The 16,720-nt window shown below is 67.3% G+C and carries 29 protein-coding genes; all 29 read right to left on the bottom strand.

Translation table 11 applies throughout. From position 1 onward, the window contains the following. Positions 1 to 140: 140 nt before the first annotated feature. Positions 141 to 1,538: a 3-deoxy-7-phosphoheptulonate synthase class II gene (locus EIM48_RS08225; RefSeq protein WP_019399162.1), complete on the bottom strand. Its 1,398-nt coding sequence runs from the start codon at positions 1,536 to 1,538 to the stop codon at positions 141 to 143. Positions 1,539 to 1,573: 35 nt separating this feature from the next. Beyond that, on the bottom strand, positions 1,574 to 2,092 hold the full coding sequence (locus EIM48_RS08220; RefSeq protein WP_019399163.1) for a disulfide bond formation protein B: 519 nt from the start codon (positions 2,090 to 2,092) through the stop codon (positions 1,574 to 1,576). A gap of 126 nt (positions 2,093 to 2,218) precedes the next feature. Then, a complete protein-coding gene (gene rplQ, locus EIM48_RS08215; protein ID WP_028915521.1) occupies positions 2,219 to 2,593 on the bottom strand; it encodes a 50S ribosomal protein L17 in 375 nt (124 codons plus the stop codon). Positions 2,594 to 2,825: 232 nt separating this feature from the next. Next, positions 2,826 to 3,824: a DNA-directed RNA polymerase subunit alpha gene (rpoA, locus tag EIM48_RS08210; protein ID WP_019399165.1), complete on the bottom strand. Its 999-nt coding sequence runs from the start codon at positions 3,822 to 3,824 to the stop codon at positions 2,826 to 2,828. Between the two features lie 157 nt (positions 3,825 to 3,981). Beyond that, complete coding sequence (gene rpsD, locus EIM48_RS08205) at positions 3,982 to 4,608, bottom strand: 30S ribosomal protein S4 (protein WP_019399166.1); 627 nt, start codon at positions 4,606 to 4,608, stop codon at positions 3,982 to 3,984. A 14-nt stretch (positions 4,609 to 4,622) separates the two neighbouring features. Further along, a complete protein-coding gene (rpsK, locus tag EIM48_RS08200; RefSeq protein ID WP_013535974.1) occupies positions 4,623 to 5,015 on the bottom strand; it encodes a 30S ribosomal protein S11 in 393 nt (130 codons plus the stop codon). A gap of 14 nt (positions 5,016 to 5,029) precedes the next feature. Continuing rightward, positions 5,030 to 5,386 carry a 30S ribosomal protein S13 gene (gene rpsM, locus EIM48_RS08195; RefSeq protein WP_028915520.1) on the bottom strand — a complete coding sequence of 119 codons (357 nt, stop codon included), beginning with the start codon at positions 5,384 to 5,386 and terminating at the stop codon, positions 5,030 to 5,032. A gap of 332 nt (positions 5,387 to 5,718) precedes the next feature. After that, positions 5,719 to 7,071, bottom strand: coding sequence for a preprotein translocase subunit SecY (gene secY, locus EIM48_RS08190; protein WP_019399168.1), 1,353 nt, complete (start codon positions 7,069 to 7,071; stop codon positions 5,719 to 5,721). A 7-nt stretch (positions 7,072 to 7,078) separates the two neighbouring features. Continuing rightward, positions 7,079 to 7,516 (bottom strand): 50S ribosomal protein L15, encoded by a 438-nt coding sequence (gene rplO, locus EIM48_RS08185; protein WP_019399169.1) that lies wholly within the window; start codon positions 7,514 to 7,516, stop codon positions 7,079 to 7,081. 10 nt (positions 7,517 to 7,526) lie between these two features. Further along, the gene (gene rpmD, locus EIM48_RS08180; RefSeq protein WP_019399170.1) at positions 7,527 to 7,718 is read right to left on the bottom strand and encodes a 50S ribosomal protein L30; all 192 of its coding nucleotides are present in this window, start codon (positions 7,716 to 7,718) and stop codon (positions 7,527 to 7,529) included. Next, complete coding sequence (gene rpsE / locus EIM48_RS08175; RefSeq protein WP_019399171.1) at positions 7,711 to 8,253, bottom strand: 30S ribosomal protein S5; 543 nt, start codon at positions 8,251 to 8,253, stop codon at positions 7,711 to 7,713. Before rpsE ends, rpmD begins: the two co-directional genes overlap by 8 nt. A gap of 151 nt (positions 8,254 to 8,404) precedes the next feature. Beyond that, positions 8,405 to 8,761, bottom strand: a complete 357-nt coding sequence (gene rplR / locus EIM48_RS08170; RefSeq protein WP_019399172.1) for a 50S ribosomal protein L18 — start codon at positions 8,759 to 8,761, stop codon at positions 8,405 to 8,407. A gap of 78 nt (positions 8,762 to 8,839) precedes the next feature. Beyond that, entirely contained in the window at positions 8,840 to 9,367 is a 528-nt protein-coding gene (gene rplF / locus EIM48_RS08165) for a 50S ribosomal protein L6 (RefSeq protein WP_019399173.1), read from the bottom strand. A 19-nt stretch (positions 9,368 to 9,386) separates the two neighbouring features. Then, positions 9,387 to 9,785 carry a 30S ribosomal protein S8 gene (rpsH, locus tag EIM48_RS08160; RefSeq protein ID WP_019399174.1) on the bottom strand — a complete coding sequence of 133 codons (399 nt, stop codon included), beginning with the start codon at positions 9,783 to 9,785 and terminating at the stop codon, positions 9,387 to 9,389. 174 nt (positions 9,786 to 9,959) lie between these two features. Beyond that, positions 9,960 to 10,265: a 30S ribosomal protein S14 gene (rpsN, locus tag EIM48_RS08155; RefSeq protein ID WP_019399175.1), complete on the bottom strand. Its 306-nt coding sequence runs from the start codon at positions 10,263 to 10,265 to the stop codon at positions 9,960 to 9,962. A gap of 11 nt (positions 10,266 to 10,276) precedes the next feature. Then, positions 10,277 to 10,819: a 50S ribosomal protein L5 gene (gene rplE / locus EIM48_RS08150; RefSeq protein ID WP_019399176.1), complete on the bottom strand. Its 543-nt coding sequence runs from the start codon at positions 10,817 to 10,819 to the stop codon at positions 10,277 to 10,279. A gap of 11 nt (positions 10,820 to 10,830) precedes the next feature. Continuing rightward, positions 10,831 to 11,148, bottom strand: a complete 318-nt coding sequence (rplX, locus tag EIM48_RS08145) for a 50S ribosomal protein L24 (RefSeq protein WP_019399177.1) — start codon at positions 11,146 to 11,148, stop codon at positions 10,831 to 10,833. A 15-nt stretch (positions 11,149 to 11,163) separates the two neighbouring features. Then, positions 11,164 to 11,532, bottom strand: a complete 369-nt coding sequence (rplN, locus tag EIM48_RS08140) for a 50S ribosomal protein L14 (protein WP_014161372.1) — start codon at positions 11,530 to 11,532, stop codon at positions 11,164 to 11,166. Between the two features lie 14 nt (positions 11,533 to 11,546). Next, a complete protein-coding gene (rpsQ, locus tag EIM48_RS08135) occupies positions 11,547 to 11,813 on the bottom strand; it encodes a 30S ribosomal protein S17 (protein ID WP_019399178.1) in 267 nt (88 codons plus the stop codon). A gap of 12 nt (positions 11,814 to 11,825) precedes the next feature. Continuing rightward, positions 11,826 to 12,014: a 50S ribosomal protein L29 gene (rpmC, locus tag EIM48_RS08130; protein WP_019399179.1), complete on the bottom strand. Its 189-nt coding sequence runs from the start codon at positions 12,012 to 12,014 to the stop codon at positions 11,826 to 11,828. Further along, the gene (gene rplP, locus EIM48_RS08125; protein ID WP_019399180.1) at positions 12,014 to 12,427 is read right to left on the bottom strand and encodes a 50S ribosomal protein L16; all 414 of its coding nucleotides are present in this window, start codon (positions 12,425 to 12,427) and stop codon (positions 12,014 to 12,016) included. Before rplP ends, rpmC begins: the two co-directional genes overlap by 1 nt. Before the next feature lie 5 nt (positions 12,428 to 12,432). Next, positions 12,433 to 13,161 carry a 30S ribosomal protein S3 gene (gene rpsC, locus EIM48_RS08120; RefSeq protein ID WP_028915517.1) on the bottom strand — a complete coding sequence of 243 codons (729 nt, stop codon included), beginning with the start codon at positions 13,159 to 13,161 and terminating at the stop codon, positions 12,433 to 12,435. Position 13,162: 1 nt separating this feature from the next. After that, positions 13,163 to 13,498 (bottom strand): 50S ribosomal protein L22, encoded by a 336-nt coding sequence (gene rplV, locus EIM48_RS08115; RefSeq protein WP_013535991.1) that lies wholly within the window; start codon positions 13,496 to 13,498, stop codon positions 13,163 to 13,165. A 10-nt stretch (positions 13,499 to 13,508) separates the two neighbouring features. Further along, positions 13,509 to 13,775, bottom strand: a complete 267-nt coding sequence (rpsS, locus tag EIM48_RS08110) for a 30S ribosomal protein S19 (protein ID WP_019399183.1) — start codon at positions 13,773 to 13,775, stop codon at positions 13,509 to 13,511. 6 nt (positions 13,776 to 13,781) lie between these two features. Next, on the bottom strand, positions 13,782 to 14,609 hold the full coding sequence (gene rplB / locus EIM48_RS08105; protein WP_028915516.1) for a 50S ribosomal protein L2: 828 nt from the start codon (positions 14,607 to 14,609) through the stop codon (positions 13,782 to 13,784). A 10-nt stretch (positions 14,610 to 14,619) separates the two neighbouring features. Further along, positions 14,620 to 14,919, bottom strand: coding sequence for a 50S ribosomal protein L23 (gene rplW, locus EIM48_RS08100; protein ID WP_019399185.1), 300 nt, complete (start codon positions 14,917 to 14,919; stop codon positions 14,620 to 14,622). Further along, entirely contained in the window at positions 14,916 to 15,521 is a 606-nt protein-coding gene (rplD, locus tag EIM48_RS08095) for a 50S ribosomal protein L4 (RefSeq protein ID WP_019399186.1), read from the bottom strand. Before rplD ends, rplW begins: the two co-directional genes overlap by 4 nt. An 11-nt stretch (positions 15,522 to 15,532) precedes the next feature. Continuing rightward, on the bottom strand, positions 15,533 to 16,183 hold the full coding sequence (rplC, locus tag EIM48_RS08090) for a 50S ribosomal protein L3 (RefSeq protein ID WP_028915515.1): 651 nt from the start codon (positions 16,181 to 16,183) through the stop codon (positions 15,533 to 15,535). 11 nt (positions 16,184 to 16,194) lie between these two features. Then, a complete protein-coding gene (gene rpsJ / locus EIM48_RS08085; protein WP_013535997.1) occupies positions 16,195 to 16,506 on the bottom strand; it encodes a 30S ribosomal protein S10 in 312 nt (103 codons plus the stop codon). Between the last annotated feature and the right edge of the window lie 214 nt (positions 16,507 to 16,720).

The raw sequence follows: 16,720 nt of genomic DNA, 5'->3' as shown, positions 1-16,720 counted from the left end.
TGTCTGCTCCTCGCGTTGCCGTGAGTGACAGCCATGCCGTGCGGTGTTCCGTGGCATGGCGCACCGGTCGATGCCCCATGCTGCCGATGCCGGTGTGAGCGCGCAAGCGCGCCCCACGCGGCCCTGCCCGAGCCGCGGCGTCAGCCGCGCGCTTCGGCGGCGCGCTGCTGGCCCTGCTTGCGCACGATCGCCATGGCGATCTCCAGCGACTGCTCGTAGTTCAGGCGCGGGTCGACGGTGGAGCGGTAGGCGCGCTCCAGGTCGGCGTCCTTGAGTTCGCGCGCCCCGCCGGTGCACTCGGTGACGTCCTCGCCGGTCAGCTCCAGGTGCACGCCGCCCAGGCGGGTACCGGCCGCGGCGTGCAGGTCGAAGCTCTGCTCCACCTCGCTGAGGATGTTGGCGAAGCGCCGGGTCTTGTAGCCGTTGCTGGTGCTCTCGGTGTTGCCGTGCATGGCGTCGCACACCCACAGCACGCGGCGGCCGTCGCGCCTGACCGCCTCCAGCAGCGGCGGCAGCTTCCCGGCGATCTGGGCCGCGCCCATGCGGTGGATGAAGGTCAGCCGGCCCGGCTCGTCCTCGGGGTTGAGCACGTCGATCAGGCGCAGCAGCTGGTCCGGCTGCACCGAGGGGCCGACCTTGATCGCGATCGGGTTGCGGATGCCGCGGAAGTACTCCACGTGCGCGCCGTCCAGCGCGGCGGTGCGCATGCCGATCCACGGGAAGTGGGTGGACAGGTTAAACCAGCCGTGCTGCCGCGGCACCTGGCGGGTCAGCGCCTCCTCGTACGGCAGCAGCAGCGCCTCGTGCGAGGTGTAGAAGTCGATGCGGTTGAGGTTGTGCACCTCGGCCCCGGCCAGGGTCTCCATGAAGCGCACCGCGTCGCCGATGGAGTTGACCATCTTCTGGTAGTCCTCGGCCAGCGGCGAGCAGCGCACCCAGCTGAGGTTCCAGTACTCCGGGTGGTGCAGGTCGGCGAAGCCGCCGTCGATCAGGGCGCGCACGAAGTTCATGGTCATCGCCGAGCGCGCGTGCGCGGTCAGCATGCGCTGCGGGTCGGGCACGCGCGCCTGCGCGGTGAACTCCGGGCCGTTGACCACGTCGCCGCGGTAGCTGGGCAGGCTGACCTCGCCGCGGGTCTCCATGTCCGCCGAGCGCGGCTTGGCGTACTGGCCCGCGAAGCGGCCGACGCGCACCACCGGCAGGCGCAGGCCGTGCACCAGCACCAGGCTCATCTGCAGCAGCACCTTGAGCCGGTTGGAAATGGTGCCGGACTCGCAGTCGGCGAAGTTCTCGGCGCAGTCGCCGCCCTGCAGCAGGAAGCGCTTGCCCTCCTGGGCCTCGGCCAGTTGGCGCTTGAGCGCCAGGATCTCCCAGGAGGTCACCAGCGGCGGCAGGTGGCGCAGTTCGGCCAGCGCCCGCTCCAGCGCCGCCTGGTCCGGGTAGGTCGGCATCTGCAGCGCCGGCCGGGTGCGCCAGCTGTCCGGGGTCCAGCCACCGGACAGGTCGACGGGATGCAGGTTGCGTTCGGGGGTGCTCATGGCGGGTTACCGGAAGGAAGGGAAAGGGCCGGGTTTCAGTAGCGGCTGCGGCCGCGCGGTCGGCGCAGCGCCGCCAGCAGGCCCCAGGCGGTCAGCAGCACGAAGCAGGCCAGGCTCCACGCCGGCATGCCCAGGCCGAGGAAGGTCCAGTCCACGTCGCCGCAGTTGCCGGTGCCGGTCAGCACCCGGCGCACCAGCTGCAGCGGCCCCATGGTCTCCTGCAGGAAGGACAGCGGCGGCCCGCAGGACGGGGCCAGTTCCGGTGGCAGGTTCTGCAGCCATACGTGGCGCCCGGCGATGCCGGCGCCGACCGCGCCGACCGCCAGCAGCAGCACGCCGTACACGCGGCGGGCACCGATGCCCTTGGGCGCGTGCAGGCCGCCGACCAGGAACACCAGGGCCAGCGCGGCGAAGGCCAGGCGCTGGAAGATGCACAGCGGGCACGGCTCCAGCCCCTGGTAGAGCTGGGTGTAGATCGCGTAGGCCAGCAGCGCGGCGCAGGCCAGGAAGCCTGCGAGGAAACGGGCGCGAAAGCTCCAGTCGAACGGATTCATCGGGCACGGCCAGGAAAGATTGGGCCGATTATTCCGCATCGCGGCCGCGAACAGGAAAAAGGGTGACAGCTGAAACGGAAAACCCCGGCCGGGGCCGGGGTTCTCGGTTCGCTCGCTACGCCGGGATTACTCGGCGGCAGCCTCGGGGCGGTCGACCAGTTCGACGTACGCCATCGGGGCGTTGTCGCCGGCGCGGAAGCCGCACTTGAGGATGCGCAGGTAGCCACCCGGACGGCTCTGGTAGCGCGGGCCGAACTTGGTGAACAGGTTGCCGACCGCTTCCTTGTCGCGCAGGCGGGCGAAGGCCAGGCGGCGGTTGGCGACCGAGTCGACCTTGGCCAGGGTGATCAGCGGCTCGGCGACGCGACGCAGTTCCTTGGCCTTGGGCAGGGTGGTCTTGATCAGCTCGTGCTTGAACAGCGAGGCGGCCATGTTGCGGAACATGGCTTCGCGGTGCGAGCTGGTGCGGTTGAACTTGCGGCCGGCTTTCTGGTGGCGCATGGCGGTTTGTCCTTATCGATGAATGTTGGGTCTTTGTACTTCGCTGTCGCCATCCCTGGCGCTGGAACATCGGACTGCGCTGGCCCTACCGGCCTCCCTGGCCGGAAAGTCGCCGCGGACCTTAAGGGTCCGTCGGCGCTGTTGCCCCGTCGCCGGGGCCGTCTTGCGGTACTGCGGGTATTGCTGCGGCAACGGCCGGCGCCCATAGGGACGCCAGCCGTCGCCAGGCTCGTCAGCCGAGCATGCCGTGGGCGGCGACGCCGGCCGGCGGCCAGTTCTCCAGCTTCATGCCGAGCGAAAGGCCGCGCTGGGCAAGCACTTCCTTGATCTCGGTGAGCGACTTCTTGCCCAGGTTCGGGGTCTTGAGCAGCTCGACCTCGGTCTTCTGGATCAGGTCGCCGATGTAGTAGATGCTCTCGGCCTTCAGGCAGTTGGCCGAACGCACGGTCAGCTCCAGGTCGTCGATCGGGCGCAGCAGCACCGGGTCGATGCCGGTCTGGGCCGGCTTGGCCGCACCGCGGTCGCGGTGGGTGAAGTCGCCGAACACCGACAGCTGGTCGCTCAGGATGTCGGCGGCGGTGCGCACGGCTTCCTCGGCGTCGATGGTGCCGTTGGTCTCGATGTCGATGACCAGCTTGTCCAGGTCGGTGCGCTGCTCGACGCGCGCGGCTTCGACCGAGTAGGCGACGCGACGGACCGGCGAGAACGAGGCGTCCAGGACCAGGCGGCCGATCGCGCGGCTCTCCTCGTCCGGGCGGCGGCGCGAGGTGGCCGGCTGGTAGCCCAGGCCGCGCTCCACCTTCAGCCGCATGTTCAGCGCGGTGTCCTTGGTCAGGTGGCAGATGACGTGGTCGGGGTTGATGATCTCGACGCTGTGGTCGGTCTTGATGTCGCCGGCGGTGACCACGCCCGGGCCCTGCTTGTTCAGGGTCAGGGTGGTGCTCTCGCCGCTATGCATGCGGATGGCGACATCCTTCAGGTTCAGCAGGACTTCCAGCACGTCCTCCTGCAGGCCCTCGACCGTGGTGTACTCGTGCAGCACGCCGTCGATCTCGACCTCGGTAATCGCGAAGCCCGGGATCGAGGACAGCAGCACGCGACGCAGGGCGTTGCCCAGCGTGTGCCCGTAGCCGCGCTCCAGCGGCTCGATCACGATCTTGGCGCGATTGCCATTGAGGCGTTCGATCTGCGGTCCGCGCGGACGCAGGACCTGGTTGGCGGTAACCGTCATGTTGCGGATTCTCCTGCAATGGACCGACGATCCGGAGGCGCCGGCCCTGGTGTGTGGCCCCTTATCCGGGGACGGCCGGAAGGCGGGGCGACGCGATCCGGCCGGTGGTGGGATGCGGCGCCGCGCCCCGGAGGGCGCGGCTGCCTGCCACTACTTGTTACTTCGAGTACAGCTCGACGATCAGCGCTTCGTTGATGTCGGCCGGCAGGTCGGCCCGGTCAGGCACGGCCTTGAACACGCCGGAGAACTTCTTGGCGTCGACCTCGATCCACGACGGGGTCAGGTCGTGCTGCTCGGCGATGGCCAGGGCCTCCTGGACGCGCAGCTGCTTCTGCGCCTTCTCGGACAGGGCGATCGAGTCGCCGGCCTTGACCTGGTACGACGGCAGGTTCACCGGCTTGCCGTTGACCAGCACGCCGCGGTGCGAGACCAGCTGGCGGGCCGAGGGACGGGTCACCGCGAAGCCCATGCGGTAGACGACGTTGTCCAGGCGGGTTTCCAGCAGCTGCAGGAGGTTCTCGCCGGTGTTGCCCTTCTTGGTCGAGGCCTTCTTGTAGTAGTTGCGGAACTGGCGCTCCAGCAGGCCGTAGATGCGCTTGACCTTCTGCTTCTCGCGCAGCTGGGTGGCGTAGTCGGACAGCTTGCCCTTGCGCGCGGCGCCGTGCTGGCCGGGCTTCTGCTCCAGCTTGCACTTGGAGTCCAGCGCACGGGCCGGGCTCTTGAGGGACAGGTCGGCGCCTTCGCGGCGCGCGAGCTTGCAGGTAGGACCGATATAACGAGCCATTTCTTATCGCCCCCTTAGACGCGACGCTTCTTCGGCGGACGGCACCCGTTGTGCGGGATCGGCGTCACGTCGATGATGTTGGTGATCTTGTAGCCCACGTTGTTCAGCGAGCGCACGGCGGACTCGCGGCCCGGGCCCGGGCCCTTGATGCGGACTTCCAGCGACTTCACGCCGTAGTCGAGCGCGGCCTTGCCGGCCTTCTCGGCGGCGACCTGCGCGGCGAACGGGGTCGACTTGCGCGAACCGCGGAAACCCGCGCCGCCCGAAGTCGCCCACGACAGCGCGTTGCCCTGGCGATCGGTGATGGTGACGATGGTGTTGTTGAAAGAAGCGTGGACGTGGGCGATGCCGTCGGTGACGACGCGCTTGATCTTCTTCTTGGTCTTGGCAGCAGCTGGCTTGGCCATGGTTGTCTAGTCCCTTACTTCCGGATCGCCTTGCGCGGACCCTTGCGGGTGCGGGCGTTGGTACGGGTGCGCTGGCCACGCAGCGGCAGGCCGCGGCGGTGACGCAGGCCGCGGTAGCAGCCCAGGTCCATCAGTCGCTTGATGGCGATGCCGACTTCGCGGCGCAGGTCGCCTTCGACGATGTACTTGCCGACTTCGGCGCGCAGGCGCTCGACTTCCGGCTCGGACAGGTCACGGATCTTGGTCGTCGGGGCCACGTTGGCGGCCTCGCAAACCTTCTTCGACCGGGTGCGGCCGATGCCATAGATGCTCTGCAACCCCACCCAGACGTGCTTGTGGGTCGGCAGGTTGACGCCTGCAATACGCGCCATGACGCGATCTCCAAACTTGATGGGTCGGGGTCGCCCAGGGGCACGCCCGACAGGAATGGTTCAAAAGTGAACAGCGAATTCTATCAATGTCCCGGATTGCTTGGAAGTCCAAGGCCTTGCGACCCTGAACCCGGCATGGGGAGTGTGCCCATGCTCCGGCGCCGGACCCCGCTGGCCCCGGTTTCCCGGGACCGGCCGCGCTACTCCAGCGCGGCACCGCAAGGTCTCACCCGCGCGCGAGACGTCGCACGGGCCGCCCATTTCTGGAAGGTCCGGCCCGTGGGGCCGACCTGCCGGCGGAATGGGTCCGCCGGACTTGGAAATCTTGCCGCTCAGCCGCGCGGCAGGCCGCGCGTGCCACCCTTGAGGTTGGCCTTCTTCAGCAGGCTCTCGTACTGGTGCGACATCAGGTGGGCCTGGACCTGCGCAATGAAGTCCATGACCACAACCACGACGATCAGCAGCGAGGTGCCGCCGAAGTAGAACGAGGTGCCCAGCTGGGTACGCATCAGCTCCGGCAGGAGGCAGACGATCACCAGATAGGCCGCGCCCGCGGCGGTCAGCCGGGTCAGCACGCCGTCGATGTACTCGGCGGTGGCCTTGCCGGGGCGGATGCCCGGAATCAGGGCACCCGACTTCTTGAGATTATCGGCGGTTTCCTGCGAGTTGAACACCAGCGCCGTGTAGAAGAACGCGAAGCCGGTGATCAGCGCCGCCAGCGCGATCATGTGCAGCGGCTCGCCGGGGGCCAGCGCGTTGGACACGCGCTGCAGCCAGGTGGCCGAGGTGGCCTGGCCCGACCACATGCTCAGGGTCGCCGGGAACGCCAGGATCGACGAGGCGAAGATCGCGGGGATCACGCCCGACATGTTGAGCTTCAGCGGCAGGAACGAGGTCTGGTTCATGTACGCGTTGCGGCCGCCCTGGCGCCGCGCGTAGTTGACCGTGATCCGGCGCTGGCCCCGCTCGACGAACACCACGAACCAGGTGAAGCCGGCCACCACGGCGGCGATGATCACCAGGCTCAGGAAGTTCATGCTGCCGTCGCGGAAGGCCTGGAAGGTCTGGATGACCGCGCCCGGCAGGCCGGCGACGATGCCCGCGAAGATGATCAGCGAGACGCCGTTGCCGATGCCGCGCTCGGTGACCTGCTCGCCCAGCCACATCAGGAAGATGGTGCCGGCGGTCAGCGCGACCACCGCGGTCAGGACGAAGCCCATGCCCGGGCTGTACACCACCGGCATGCCGCCCGGGGCGGTCTGGTTCTGCAGCGCCAGCGCGATGCTGCCGCCCTGCACGATCGCCAGGAACACCGCGCCGATGCGCGAGTACTGGGTGATCTTGCGGCGGCCGGACTCGCCTTCCTTCTGCATCGACTTCAGCGCCGGGAAGATGTGCACCGCCAGCTGCATCACGATCGACGCGGAGATGTACGGCATCACGTTCAGCGCGAACACGCTGAAACGGTGCAGGGCGCCGCCCGAGAACATGTTGAACATGTCCACGATGCCGCCGCCCTGCGCCTGCATCATGGCAAGCATGGCATCGGGGTTGACGCCGGGCACCGGCACAAAACAGCCGATGCGGTAGACGACCAACGCTCCAAGCACGAACAGCAGGCGCTGGCGCAGTTCGGTGAACTTGCCCAGGCCACTGCCGAGATTGCCGATGCCAGCTTGCGCCATGTGCGACTTACTCCTCGATGCTGCCGCCGGCAGCCTCGACCGCGGCCTTGGCGCCGGCGGTCAGGGCGATGCCCTTGATGACCAGCTTGCGCGACAGCTCGCCCTTCTTGACGATCTTCGCGCGCTTGGCGGTGGACGGGACCAGCTTGGCGGCCTTCAGCGCCGCGAAGTCGACCACGTCGCCCTGGACCAGCTCGAGCTTGTACAGCAGCACCTCGGCGGTGTCCTTCGCGGTCAGCGAGCGGAACCCGATCTTCGGCAGGCGGCGCTGCATCGGGGTCTGGCCGCCTTCGAAGCCGGCCTTGATCTTGCCCTTGCCAGCGCGGGCGAACGAGCCCTTGTGGCCGCGGCCGGCGGTCTTGCCCAGGCCGGAGCCGATGCCGCGACCGACGCGGGTGCGCTCCTTGCGGGCGCCCTCGGCGGGCTTGAGAGTATTCAGACGCATGGGATTCTCCTTACTCCTCGACCCGCACCAGGTAGTGCAGCTGGTTGATGAGGCCGCGGACCTGCGGGCTGTCCTTCAGCTCGCGGACGTCGTTGAGCTTGTTCAGGCCCAGGGCGCGGACCGACAGACGGTGACGGGCCTGGGTGCCGCGCAGGCCGCGCACCAGGCGCACCTTGACGGTCTTGTTGGACTCGTTAGCCATTGAGGAGTTCCTCCGCCTTCTTGCCGCGCTTGGCCGCGATGCGGGTCGGGGACTGCATGGCTTCCAGGCCCTTCAGGGTGGCGCGGACCAGGTTGATCGGGTTGCGCGAACCGACGGCCTTGGCCAGCACGTTCTTCACGCCCACCGCTTCCAGGACGGCGCGCATGGCACCGCCGGCGATGACGCCGGTACCCTCGGAAGCCGGCTGCATGAACACGCGGGCCGCACCGTGGCCGGCCTTGACCGGGTGCCACAGGGTGCCGTTGTTCAACTCGACGGTGAGCATGCCCTTGCGCGCGTATTCCATCGACTTCTGGATGGCCACCGGCACCTCGCGGGCCTTGCCGTAGCCGAAGCCGACGCGGCCTTCGCCGTCGCCGACCACGGTCAGCGCGGTGAAGGTGAACTGGCGGCCGCCCTTGACGGTCTTGCTGACGCGGTTGACCGCGATCAGCTTCTCGATCATGCCGTCGTCGATTTTCTCTTCGCGGTTGCGGTCGCGATCGCGACCCCGCGGCTGACGCTCTTCTGCCATTTCTGTTTCCTTGTGGATTGGGTCTGTACGGCTCGTGGGCCGCTTGTCGTTGTGGTCTACAGCGGTGGAGCGTCACGCCCCCGCAGAAGGAGGGCGGCGCCCGGCGCGACCCGCGCCGGCAGGACGGGCCCGCGCAAGCGGGCCCGCGGGATCAGAACTGCAGGCCACCCTCGCGGGCGGCGTCGGCCAGGGCCTTGATGCGGCCGTGGTACCGGTAGCCCGAGCGGTCGAAGGCGACCTTCTCGATGCCGGCGGCCTTGGCGCGCTCGGCGATGATCTTGCCGACCTTGGCCGCGGCCTCGATGTTCTTGCCGTTCTTCAGGCCTTCCTTGACGTCGGCCTGCAGGGTGTTGGCGGCGGCGATCACCTTGGAGCCGTCGGCGGTGAACAGCTGGGCGTACAGGTGCTGGCCGGTACGCAGGACCGACAGGCGCGGCACGCCGAGCTTGCGGATGTGGGCGCGGGTGGACTTGGCGCGGCGCAGGCGGGCGTCGTTCTTGATGCTCATGGTTTCTGTCCTCGGAAGCGGATCGGCTTGGGCGGATCCCCCGTGGCGCCGGCCGGGCCGGCGCGCGGGGAAGCCGCATTACGCCTTCTTGGCTTCCTTGCGAATGATGACTTCGTCGGAATACTTCACGCCCTTGCCCTTGTAGGGCTCCGGCGGACGCACTGCGCGGATCTTGGCCGCGATCTCGCCGACGCGCTGCTTGTCGGCGCCCTGGACCAGGATCTCGGTCTGGCTCGGGGTGGACAGGGTGATCCCTTCCGGCGCCTGGAACACGACCGGGTGGGAGAAGCCCAGCGACAGGTTCAGGTCCTTGCCCTGCATCGCGGCGCGGTAACCCACGCCGACCAGCTCGAGCTTGCGCTCGAAGCCCTCGGACACGCCCTTGACCATGTTGGCCAGGATGGCGCGCACGGTGCCGGTCATGGCGATCAGCGACGGCTCGGCGGCCGACAGCACGGCCTGGCCGTCCTCGATGGCGATCTTCACGCCGGCCGGCTTGGCCAGCGACAGGGTGCCCTTCGGACCCTTGGCGGTGACGCTGGTGTCCTGGATGTTCAGTTCCACGCCCTTCGGCAGGGCGATCGGCTTCTTGGCTACGCGGGACATGGTCGTCGTACTCCTTCGATTAGGCCACGTAGCACAGGACTTCGCCGCCGATGCCGGCGTTGCGCGCCTGCTTGTCGGTCATGATGCCCTGGGAGGTGGAGATGATGGCCACGCCGAGGCCGCCAAGGACCTTCGGCAGCTCGTTCTTGCCGCGGTACATGCGCAGGCCCGAGCGCGAGGCGCGCTTGAGCTGCTCGATGACCGGACGGCCCTCGAAGTACTTCAGCACGATCTCGAGTTCGGCCTTGTTGTTCTCGCCCTGGATGACGCGCAGGTCGGAGATGTAGCCCTCGTCCTTCAGGACGTTGGCGATGGCAACCTTGATCTTGGAGGACGGCAGCTTCACCGTCGGCTTGCCCACAGCGGCCGCATTCTTGATGCGGACCAGCATGTCGGCGATGGGATCAGTCATGCTCATGAGTGGTTCCTTGAGTGCACCGATATCCGCTTTCGCGAAATCTGGATTGTCCCGGGAGGGGCCGGGGCCCTTGCCACGCCGCGGCTGGGCCGGGCAAGCGGAAAATAATAGCAGGAAAACCGGCCCGTGGGGCCGGTTTCCCCGCGGGGGCGGCCGGGGCCGCCCTCGCCTTCCTTACCAGCTGGCCTTGCGCAGGCCGGGCACGTCGCCACGCATGGTGGCTTCGCGCAGCATGTTGCGGCCGAGGCCGAACTTGCGGTACACGCCACGCGGACGGCCGGACAGCTCGCAACGGTTGCGCTGGCGGCTCGGGGACGAGTCGCGCGGCAGCTTCTGCAGCTTGGTCGCCGCCTCGAGCTTCTCCTCGTAGGAGGCGGTCTGGCTCGAGATCACCTTCTTCAGGGCCTCGCGCTTGGCGGCGTACTTCTTGGCCAGCTTCTCCCGCTTCGCGTCGCGGTTGACCATCGAGGTCTTTGCCATGTGTCTAACCCTTAGTTGCGGAACGGGAACTTGAACGCCTCGAGCAGCGCCTTGGCCTCGGCGTCGGTCTTGGCGGTCGTGGTGATGGCGATATCCATGCCGCGGATCGCGTCGACGGCGTCGAAGTCGATTTCCGGGAAGATGATCTGTTCCTTCACGCCCATGTTGTAGTTGCCGCGGCCGTCGAACGAACGGCCGGACACGCCGCGGAAGTCGCGCACGCGCGGCAGCGCGACGCTGATCAGGCGGTCCAGGAACTCGAACATCTGGTTCCGGCGCAGCGTGACCTTGCAGCCGATCGGCCAGCCGTCGCGGATCTTGAACGAGGCCACCGAGACGCGGGCCTTGGTGGTCACCGGCTTCTGGCCGGTGATCTTGGCCAGGTCGGCAACGGCGTTCTCCAGCACCTTCTTGTTGGTCGCCGCCTCGCCCACACCCATGTTCACGGTGATCTTGACGAGCCTGGGCACTTCCATCGGATTGGTGTAGCCGAACTTCTCCATGAGAGCCGGCACAACCTGTTCCTTGTAGATCTTTTCGAGCCGCGTGGTCATTGCTTCATTCCTCAGGCGTCGAGCGCCTCACCACTGGAGCGGAACACACGCAGTTTGCGTCCATCCTCCAGGACCTTGTAACCGATGCGCTCGCCCTTGCCGGTAGCCGGATTGAGCGGCATCACGTTGGAAATGTGGATCGAGGCCTCGCGCTCGACCACGCCGCCGGCGATGCCCGCCTGCGGGTTCGGCTTGGTGTGCCGCTTGACGAGGTTCACGTTGGAGACGACCACGCGGTCGCCGTCCACCTTGATCACCTCGCCCTGCTTGCCCTTGTCCTTGCCGGCGATGACCACGACCTGGTCACCCTTCTTGATACGGTTTGCCATGTCTGCTTCCTCCGCTCAGAGCACTTCAGGCGCGAGCGAGACGATCTTCATGAACTTCTCGGAACGCAGCTCACGGGTCACCGGTCCGAAGATACGGGTACCGATCGGCTCCTGCTTGTTGTTCAGCAGGACGGCGGCGTTGCCGTCGAAGCGGATCAGCGAACCGTCGGCACGGCGGACGCCCTTGCGGGTACGGACCACGACGGCGTCGTAGACCTCGCCCTTCTTGACCTTGCCGCGCGGGATCGCGTCCTTGACGGTCACCTTGATGATGTCACCGATGCCGGCGTAACGGCGCTTGGAGCCGCCCAGCACCTTGATGCACATCAGTTCCTTGGCGCCGGAGTTGTCGGCGGCGTCAAGGTAGCTCTGCATCTGGATCATGATTCAGATCTCCCTTATTCGGCCGCGCGGGTGACGACTTCAACCACGCGCCAGTTCTTGGTCTTGGAAATCGGCGCGACCTCGGTCACGCGCACCACGTCGCCTTCCTTGCAGGCGTTTTCGGCGTCGTGGGCGTGCAGCTTGGTCGACCGCTTGATGTACTTGCCGTACAGCGGGTGCTTGACCTGGCGCTCGACCAGGACAGTCACCGTCTTGTCCATCTTGTTGCTGATCACCCGGCCTTCGACCGTGCGCAGCGGCTTGTTGTTGTTCTCGCTCATCGCTGCGATCCCTTACTTGTTGCTGCCGAGCAGGGTCTTAACGCGAGCGATCTCGCGGCGCACCCGGCGGGTTTCGTGGGTCTTCGTCAGCTGGCCGGTCGCCCGCTGCATGCGCAGGGAGAACTGTTCCTTGCGCAGGTCCAGCAGGTGAGCCTTCAGTTCGTCGGCCGACTTTTCACGGAGTTCGTTGATCGTAGCCATTAGCGCACCGTGCGGGTCACGAAGGTGGTGGTGACCGAGAGCTTGGCGGCCGCCAGGCGGAACGCCTCGCGCGCCTGCTCCTCCGACACGCCCTCGATTTCATAGATCATGCGGCCCGGCTGGATCTGGGCCACCCAGTACTCGACGTTACCCTTACCGGAGCCCATGCGGACCTCGATGGGCTTCTGGGTGATCGGCTTGTCCGGGAACACGCGGATCCACATCTTGCCGCCGCGCTTGACGTAGCGGCTGATCGTGCGGCGGGCCGCCTCGATCTGGCGCGCGGTCAGGCGACCGTGGGCGGTGGCCTTCAGGCCGTACTCGCCGAAGGACACGGCGTTGGCGCTCCAGCTCAGGCCCTCGTTACGGCCCTTGTGCTGCTTGCGGTACTTGGTTCGCTTGGGTTGCAACATCGCCGTTACCTCGCTTCACGTGCCGGACGGGAGGGACGCTCGCGGTCGCCACGCTCGCCGCGCGGGCTGCTGGCTTCTTCCTGCTTCTCCTGTCCAACCTGGGCGAAGTCGAAGATCTCGCCCTTGTAGACCCATACCTTGATGCCGATCACGCCGTAGGTGGTGTGAGCCTCGGCAAAGCCGTAGTCGATGTCCGCGCGCAGGGTATGCAGCGGCACGCGGCCTTCGCGGTACCACTCCGAACGGGCGATCTCGGCGCCGTTCAGGCGGCCGGCGACGTTGACCTTGATGCCCAGGGCGCCGAGGCGCATCGCGTTGCCGACCGCGCGCTTCATGGCGCGGCGGAACATGATGCGGCGCTCCAGCTGCTGGGCGATGGACTCGGCGACCAGCTGGGCGTCGAGCTCGGGCTTGCGCACCTCGCTGACGTTGATGTGCGCCGGGACGCCCATCAGCTCGCTGACCTCGCGGCGCAGCTTCTCGATGTCCTCACCGCGCTTGCCGATCACCACGCCCGGGCGGGCGGTGTGGATGGTGACGCGGGCGGTCTTGGCCGGGCGCTCGATCAGGATGCGGCTGATGCCGGCCTGGGCCAGCTTCTTGCGCAGCATCTTGCGGACCTTCAGGTCGGCCGCCAGGTAGTCGGCGTACTCGCCCTTGCCCGCGTACCACTTCGAGTTCCAGTCCTTGGCGATGCCCAGGCGGATGCCGGTGGGATGAACTTTGTGACCCATATTACTTGCCCTCTCCCACGACGACGGTGATGTGGCTGGTCCGCTTGAGGATGCGGGTGCCGCGGCCCTTGGCTCGCGCCATGAAGCGCTTCAGGGTCGGGCCCTCGTCGACCATGATGGTCTTGACCTTGAGGGCGTCCACGTCGGCGCCGTTGTTGTTCTCGGCGTTGGCAATGGCGGACTCGACGACCTTCTTGATCAGGGCGGCGGCCTTCTTGTCGGAGAACTTCAGCAGGTTGACGGCACGCTCGGCCGGCAGGCCGCGCACCTGGTCGGCGACCAGGCGGGCCTTCTGCGGGGAGATGCGCGCGGTGCGCAGGATGGCTTTCGCTTCCATGGTCATCTCCTTACTTCGACTTCTTGTCGCCGCCGTGACCCTTGAAGGTCCGGGTGACAGCGAACTCGCCGAGCTTGTGGCCGACCATGTTCTCGTTGATGAGAACCGGAACATGGTTCTTGCCGTTATGGACGGCGATGGTGAACCCCACCATTTCCGGCAGGATCATGGAACGGCGCGACCAGGTCTTGATCGGCTTCTTGGTGCCGCCCGCGGCCTCCACCTTCTTGAGGAGGTGGTGATCGACGAACGGGCCTTTCTTGAGGGAACGTGGCATGGTCGATTAGCCCCTACGATCGCGGACGATGAACTTCTGGGTGCGCTTGTTGCTGCGCGTCTTGTAACCCTTGGTCGGGACACCCCACGGGGTGACCGGATGCGGGTTACCCTGGCCGGCCTTGGCCTCACCACCGCCGTGCGGGTGGTCAACCGGGTTCATCGCCGCACCGCGGACGGTCGGGCGCACGCCGCGCCAACGCTTGGCGCCGGCCTTGCCCAGCTTCTCCAGGTTGTGCTCGTCGTTGCCGACCTCGCCGATGGTGGCGCGGCACTCGGCCGGCACCTTGCGCATCTCGCCCGAACGCAGGCGGAGCAGCGCGTAGGCGCCCTCGCGGGCGACCAGCTGCACGCCGGCGCCGGCGGCGCGGGCGATCTGCGCGCCCTTGCCCGGCTTCAGCTCGATGCAGTGCACCGTGGTGCCGACCGGGATGTTGCGCAGCGGCAGGGTGTTGCCGGCCTTGATCGGGGCGTCGGAACCCGCGATCACCTGGTCGCCGGCCTTCAGGCCCTTCGGGGCGATGATGTAGCGGCGCTCGCCGTCGACGTAGCACAGCAGGGCGATGTGGGCGGTGCGGTTCGGATCGTATTCGATCCGCTCCACGCGCGCCGCGATGCCTTCCTTGTTGCGCTTGAAGTCGATCAGGCGGTAGTGGTGCTTGTGGCCACCACCGATGTGGCGGGTGGTGATGCGGCCGTGGTGGTTGCGGCCGCCGGACTTGCTCTGCTTCTCGACGAGCGCGGCGTGCGGGGCACCCTTGTGGAGGTCGGGGGTGACCACGCGGACCGCGGAGCGGCGGCCGGCAGAGGTGGGCTTGAACTTCATCAATGGCATGGGATCACCCTCAGGCCTTCGCGGACACGTCGATGCTCTGGCCCTCGGCCAGGCGCACGTACGCCTTACGCCAGTCGCCGCGGCGACCGGAACGGAAGCGGAAGGACTTGTTCTTGCCCTTCACGTTGACGACGTTGACCGACTCGACCTTGACGTCGAACAGCTGTTCCACCGCGGCCTTGACGTCGGCCTTGGTGGCGTCGTTCGAAACCTCGAACACGTACTGGTTGCTCACTTCCTGCAGGCGAGCGGTCTTCTCGGACACGCGCGGCGCGAGCAGTACGCTGAAAATCTTCTCGTTGGTGCTCATGCCAGCCACTCCTCGACCTTCTTGACCGCATCGGCGGTGATCAGCACGGAATCGGCGCCGACCAGGGCGACCGGATCCAGGCCCTGGACGTCGCGGACCTGCACGTACGGCAGGTTGCGGGCCGACAGGAACAGGTTCTCGGAGGCGTCCTCGGTGACGATCAGCGGGCGCTTGCCCAGCTCGAAACCGGCCAGCTTCTCGACCAGGCCCTTGGTCTTCGGGGCGTCGACGTCGAACGACTCGACGACCTTCAGGCGGCCCTGGCGGTTCAGCTCGGACAGGATCGCGGCAATCGCGGCGCGGTACATCTTGCGGTTGACCTTCTGGTCGTAGCTGCGCGGCTTGGCCGCGAAGGCCCGGCCGCCGCCGACGAAGATCGGGGCCGTCAGGGCGCCGTGACGCGCGCCGCCGCCCTTCTGCCGCTTGGACTTCTTGGTGGTGCCGTTGACCTCGGCGCGGGTCTTCTGCGCCTTGGTGCCGGCACGGCCGGCGGCCTGGTAGGCCACCACGACCTGGTGGACCAGGTCCTCGCTGAATTCGCGGCCGAACACGGCGTCGGAAACCGACAGCTTGTTGGCGCTACCCGTAATGGTGAGTTCCATCGTGCTTCTCCTTACGCCTTGCTCGCCGGGCGCACGATCACGTCACCACCCGGGGCACCCGGGACGGCGCCGCGAACGGCGATCAGGCCGCGCTCGGCATCGACGCGAACCACTTCCAGGTTCTGCGTGCTCTGGGTCTCGGCGCCCATGTGGCCGGCCATCTTCTTGCCGGGGAACACGCGGCCGGGGGTCTGGCGCTGGCCGATCGAACCCGGGGCGCGGTGCGACAGCGAGTTACCGTGGGTCGCGTCGCCCATGGTGAAGTTGTGGCGCTTGATGGTGCCCTGGAAGCCCTTGCCCTTGGTCACGCCCTGGACGTCGACCTTCTGGCCCACCTCGAAGATGTCGGCCTTGATCTCGCCACCGATGGCGAAATCACCGATCTTGTCGTCGGCGACGCGGAACTCCCACAGGCCGCGGCCGGCTTCGACCTTGGCCTTGGCGTAGTGGCCGGCCAGCGGCTTGTTCACCAGCGACGCACGGCGGGCGCCGGTGGTCACCTGGACAGCGCTGTAGCCGTCGACCTCGACGGTCTTGATCTGGGTGATGCGGTTCGGGGTGGCCTCGATCAGGGTCACCGGAATGGAACGGCCATCCTCGGTGAAGACGCGGCTCATGCCGGCCTTGCGGCCGACCAGACCCAACGAATACTTCTTCGTCATGTCGGCAGTCCTCAGGCGAGCTTGATCTGGACGTCGACGCCAGCCGCGAGCTCGAGCTTCATCAGCGCGTCCACGGTCTTGTCGTTGGGGTCGACGATGTCGAGCACGCGCTTGTGCGTGCGGGTCTCGTACTGGTCACGCGCATCCTTGTCGGCATGCGGGGAGACGAGGATGGTGTAACGTTCGATCTTGGTCGGCAGCGGGATCGGGCCACGCACCTGCGCGCCGGTCCTCTTGGCCGTTTCGACGATCTCGCTGGCCGAACGGTCGATCAGACGGTGATCGAACGCCTTGAGCCGAATCCGGATCTTTTGGTCCGCCATGACGGAGTTCCTTCGTTAAAAGAGCGACGGGCGCGGCCTCTGGGATGCCTGCCCCGGTATGGTTCGTTCGCCCGGCCGGTCCCGCGCCGGACAGGAGGCCGCACCGGGCGACCCCCAAAAGTGCGGGCAGACCAGCGAGCCGGCCTGCCCAGACGGAAAAGTATAGAACGCGTAAAACGGCGCGTCAACAGCACATGGCTGTCCCGCGCTCTGC

Source organism: Pseudoxanthomonas sp. SGNA-20 (assembly GCF_003931635.1).
Taxonomy (GTDB): Bacteria; Pseudomonadota; Gammaproteobacteria; order Xanthomonadales; family Xanthomonadaceae; genus Pseudoxanthomonas.
This window is presented reverse-complemented; position numbering and strand designations above follow the sequence as displayed.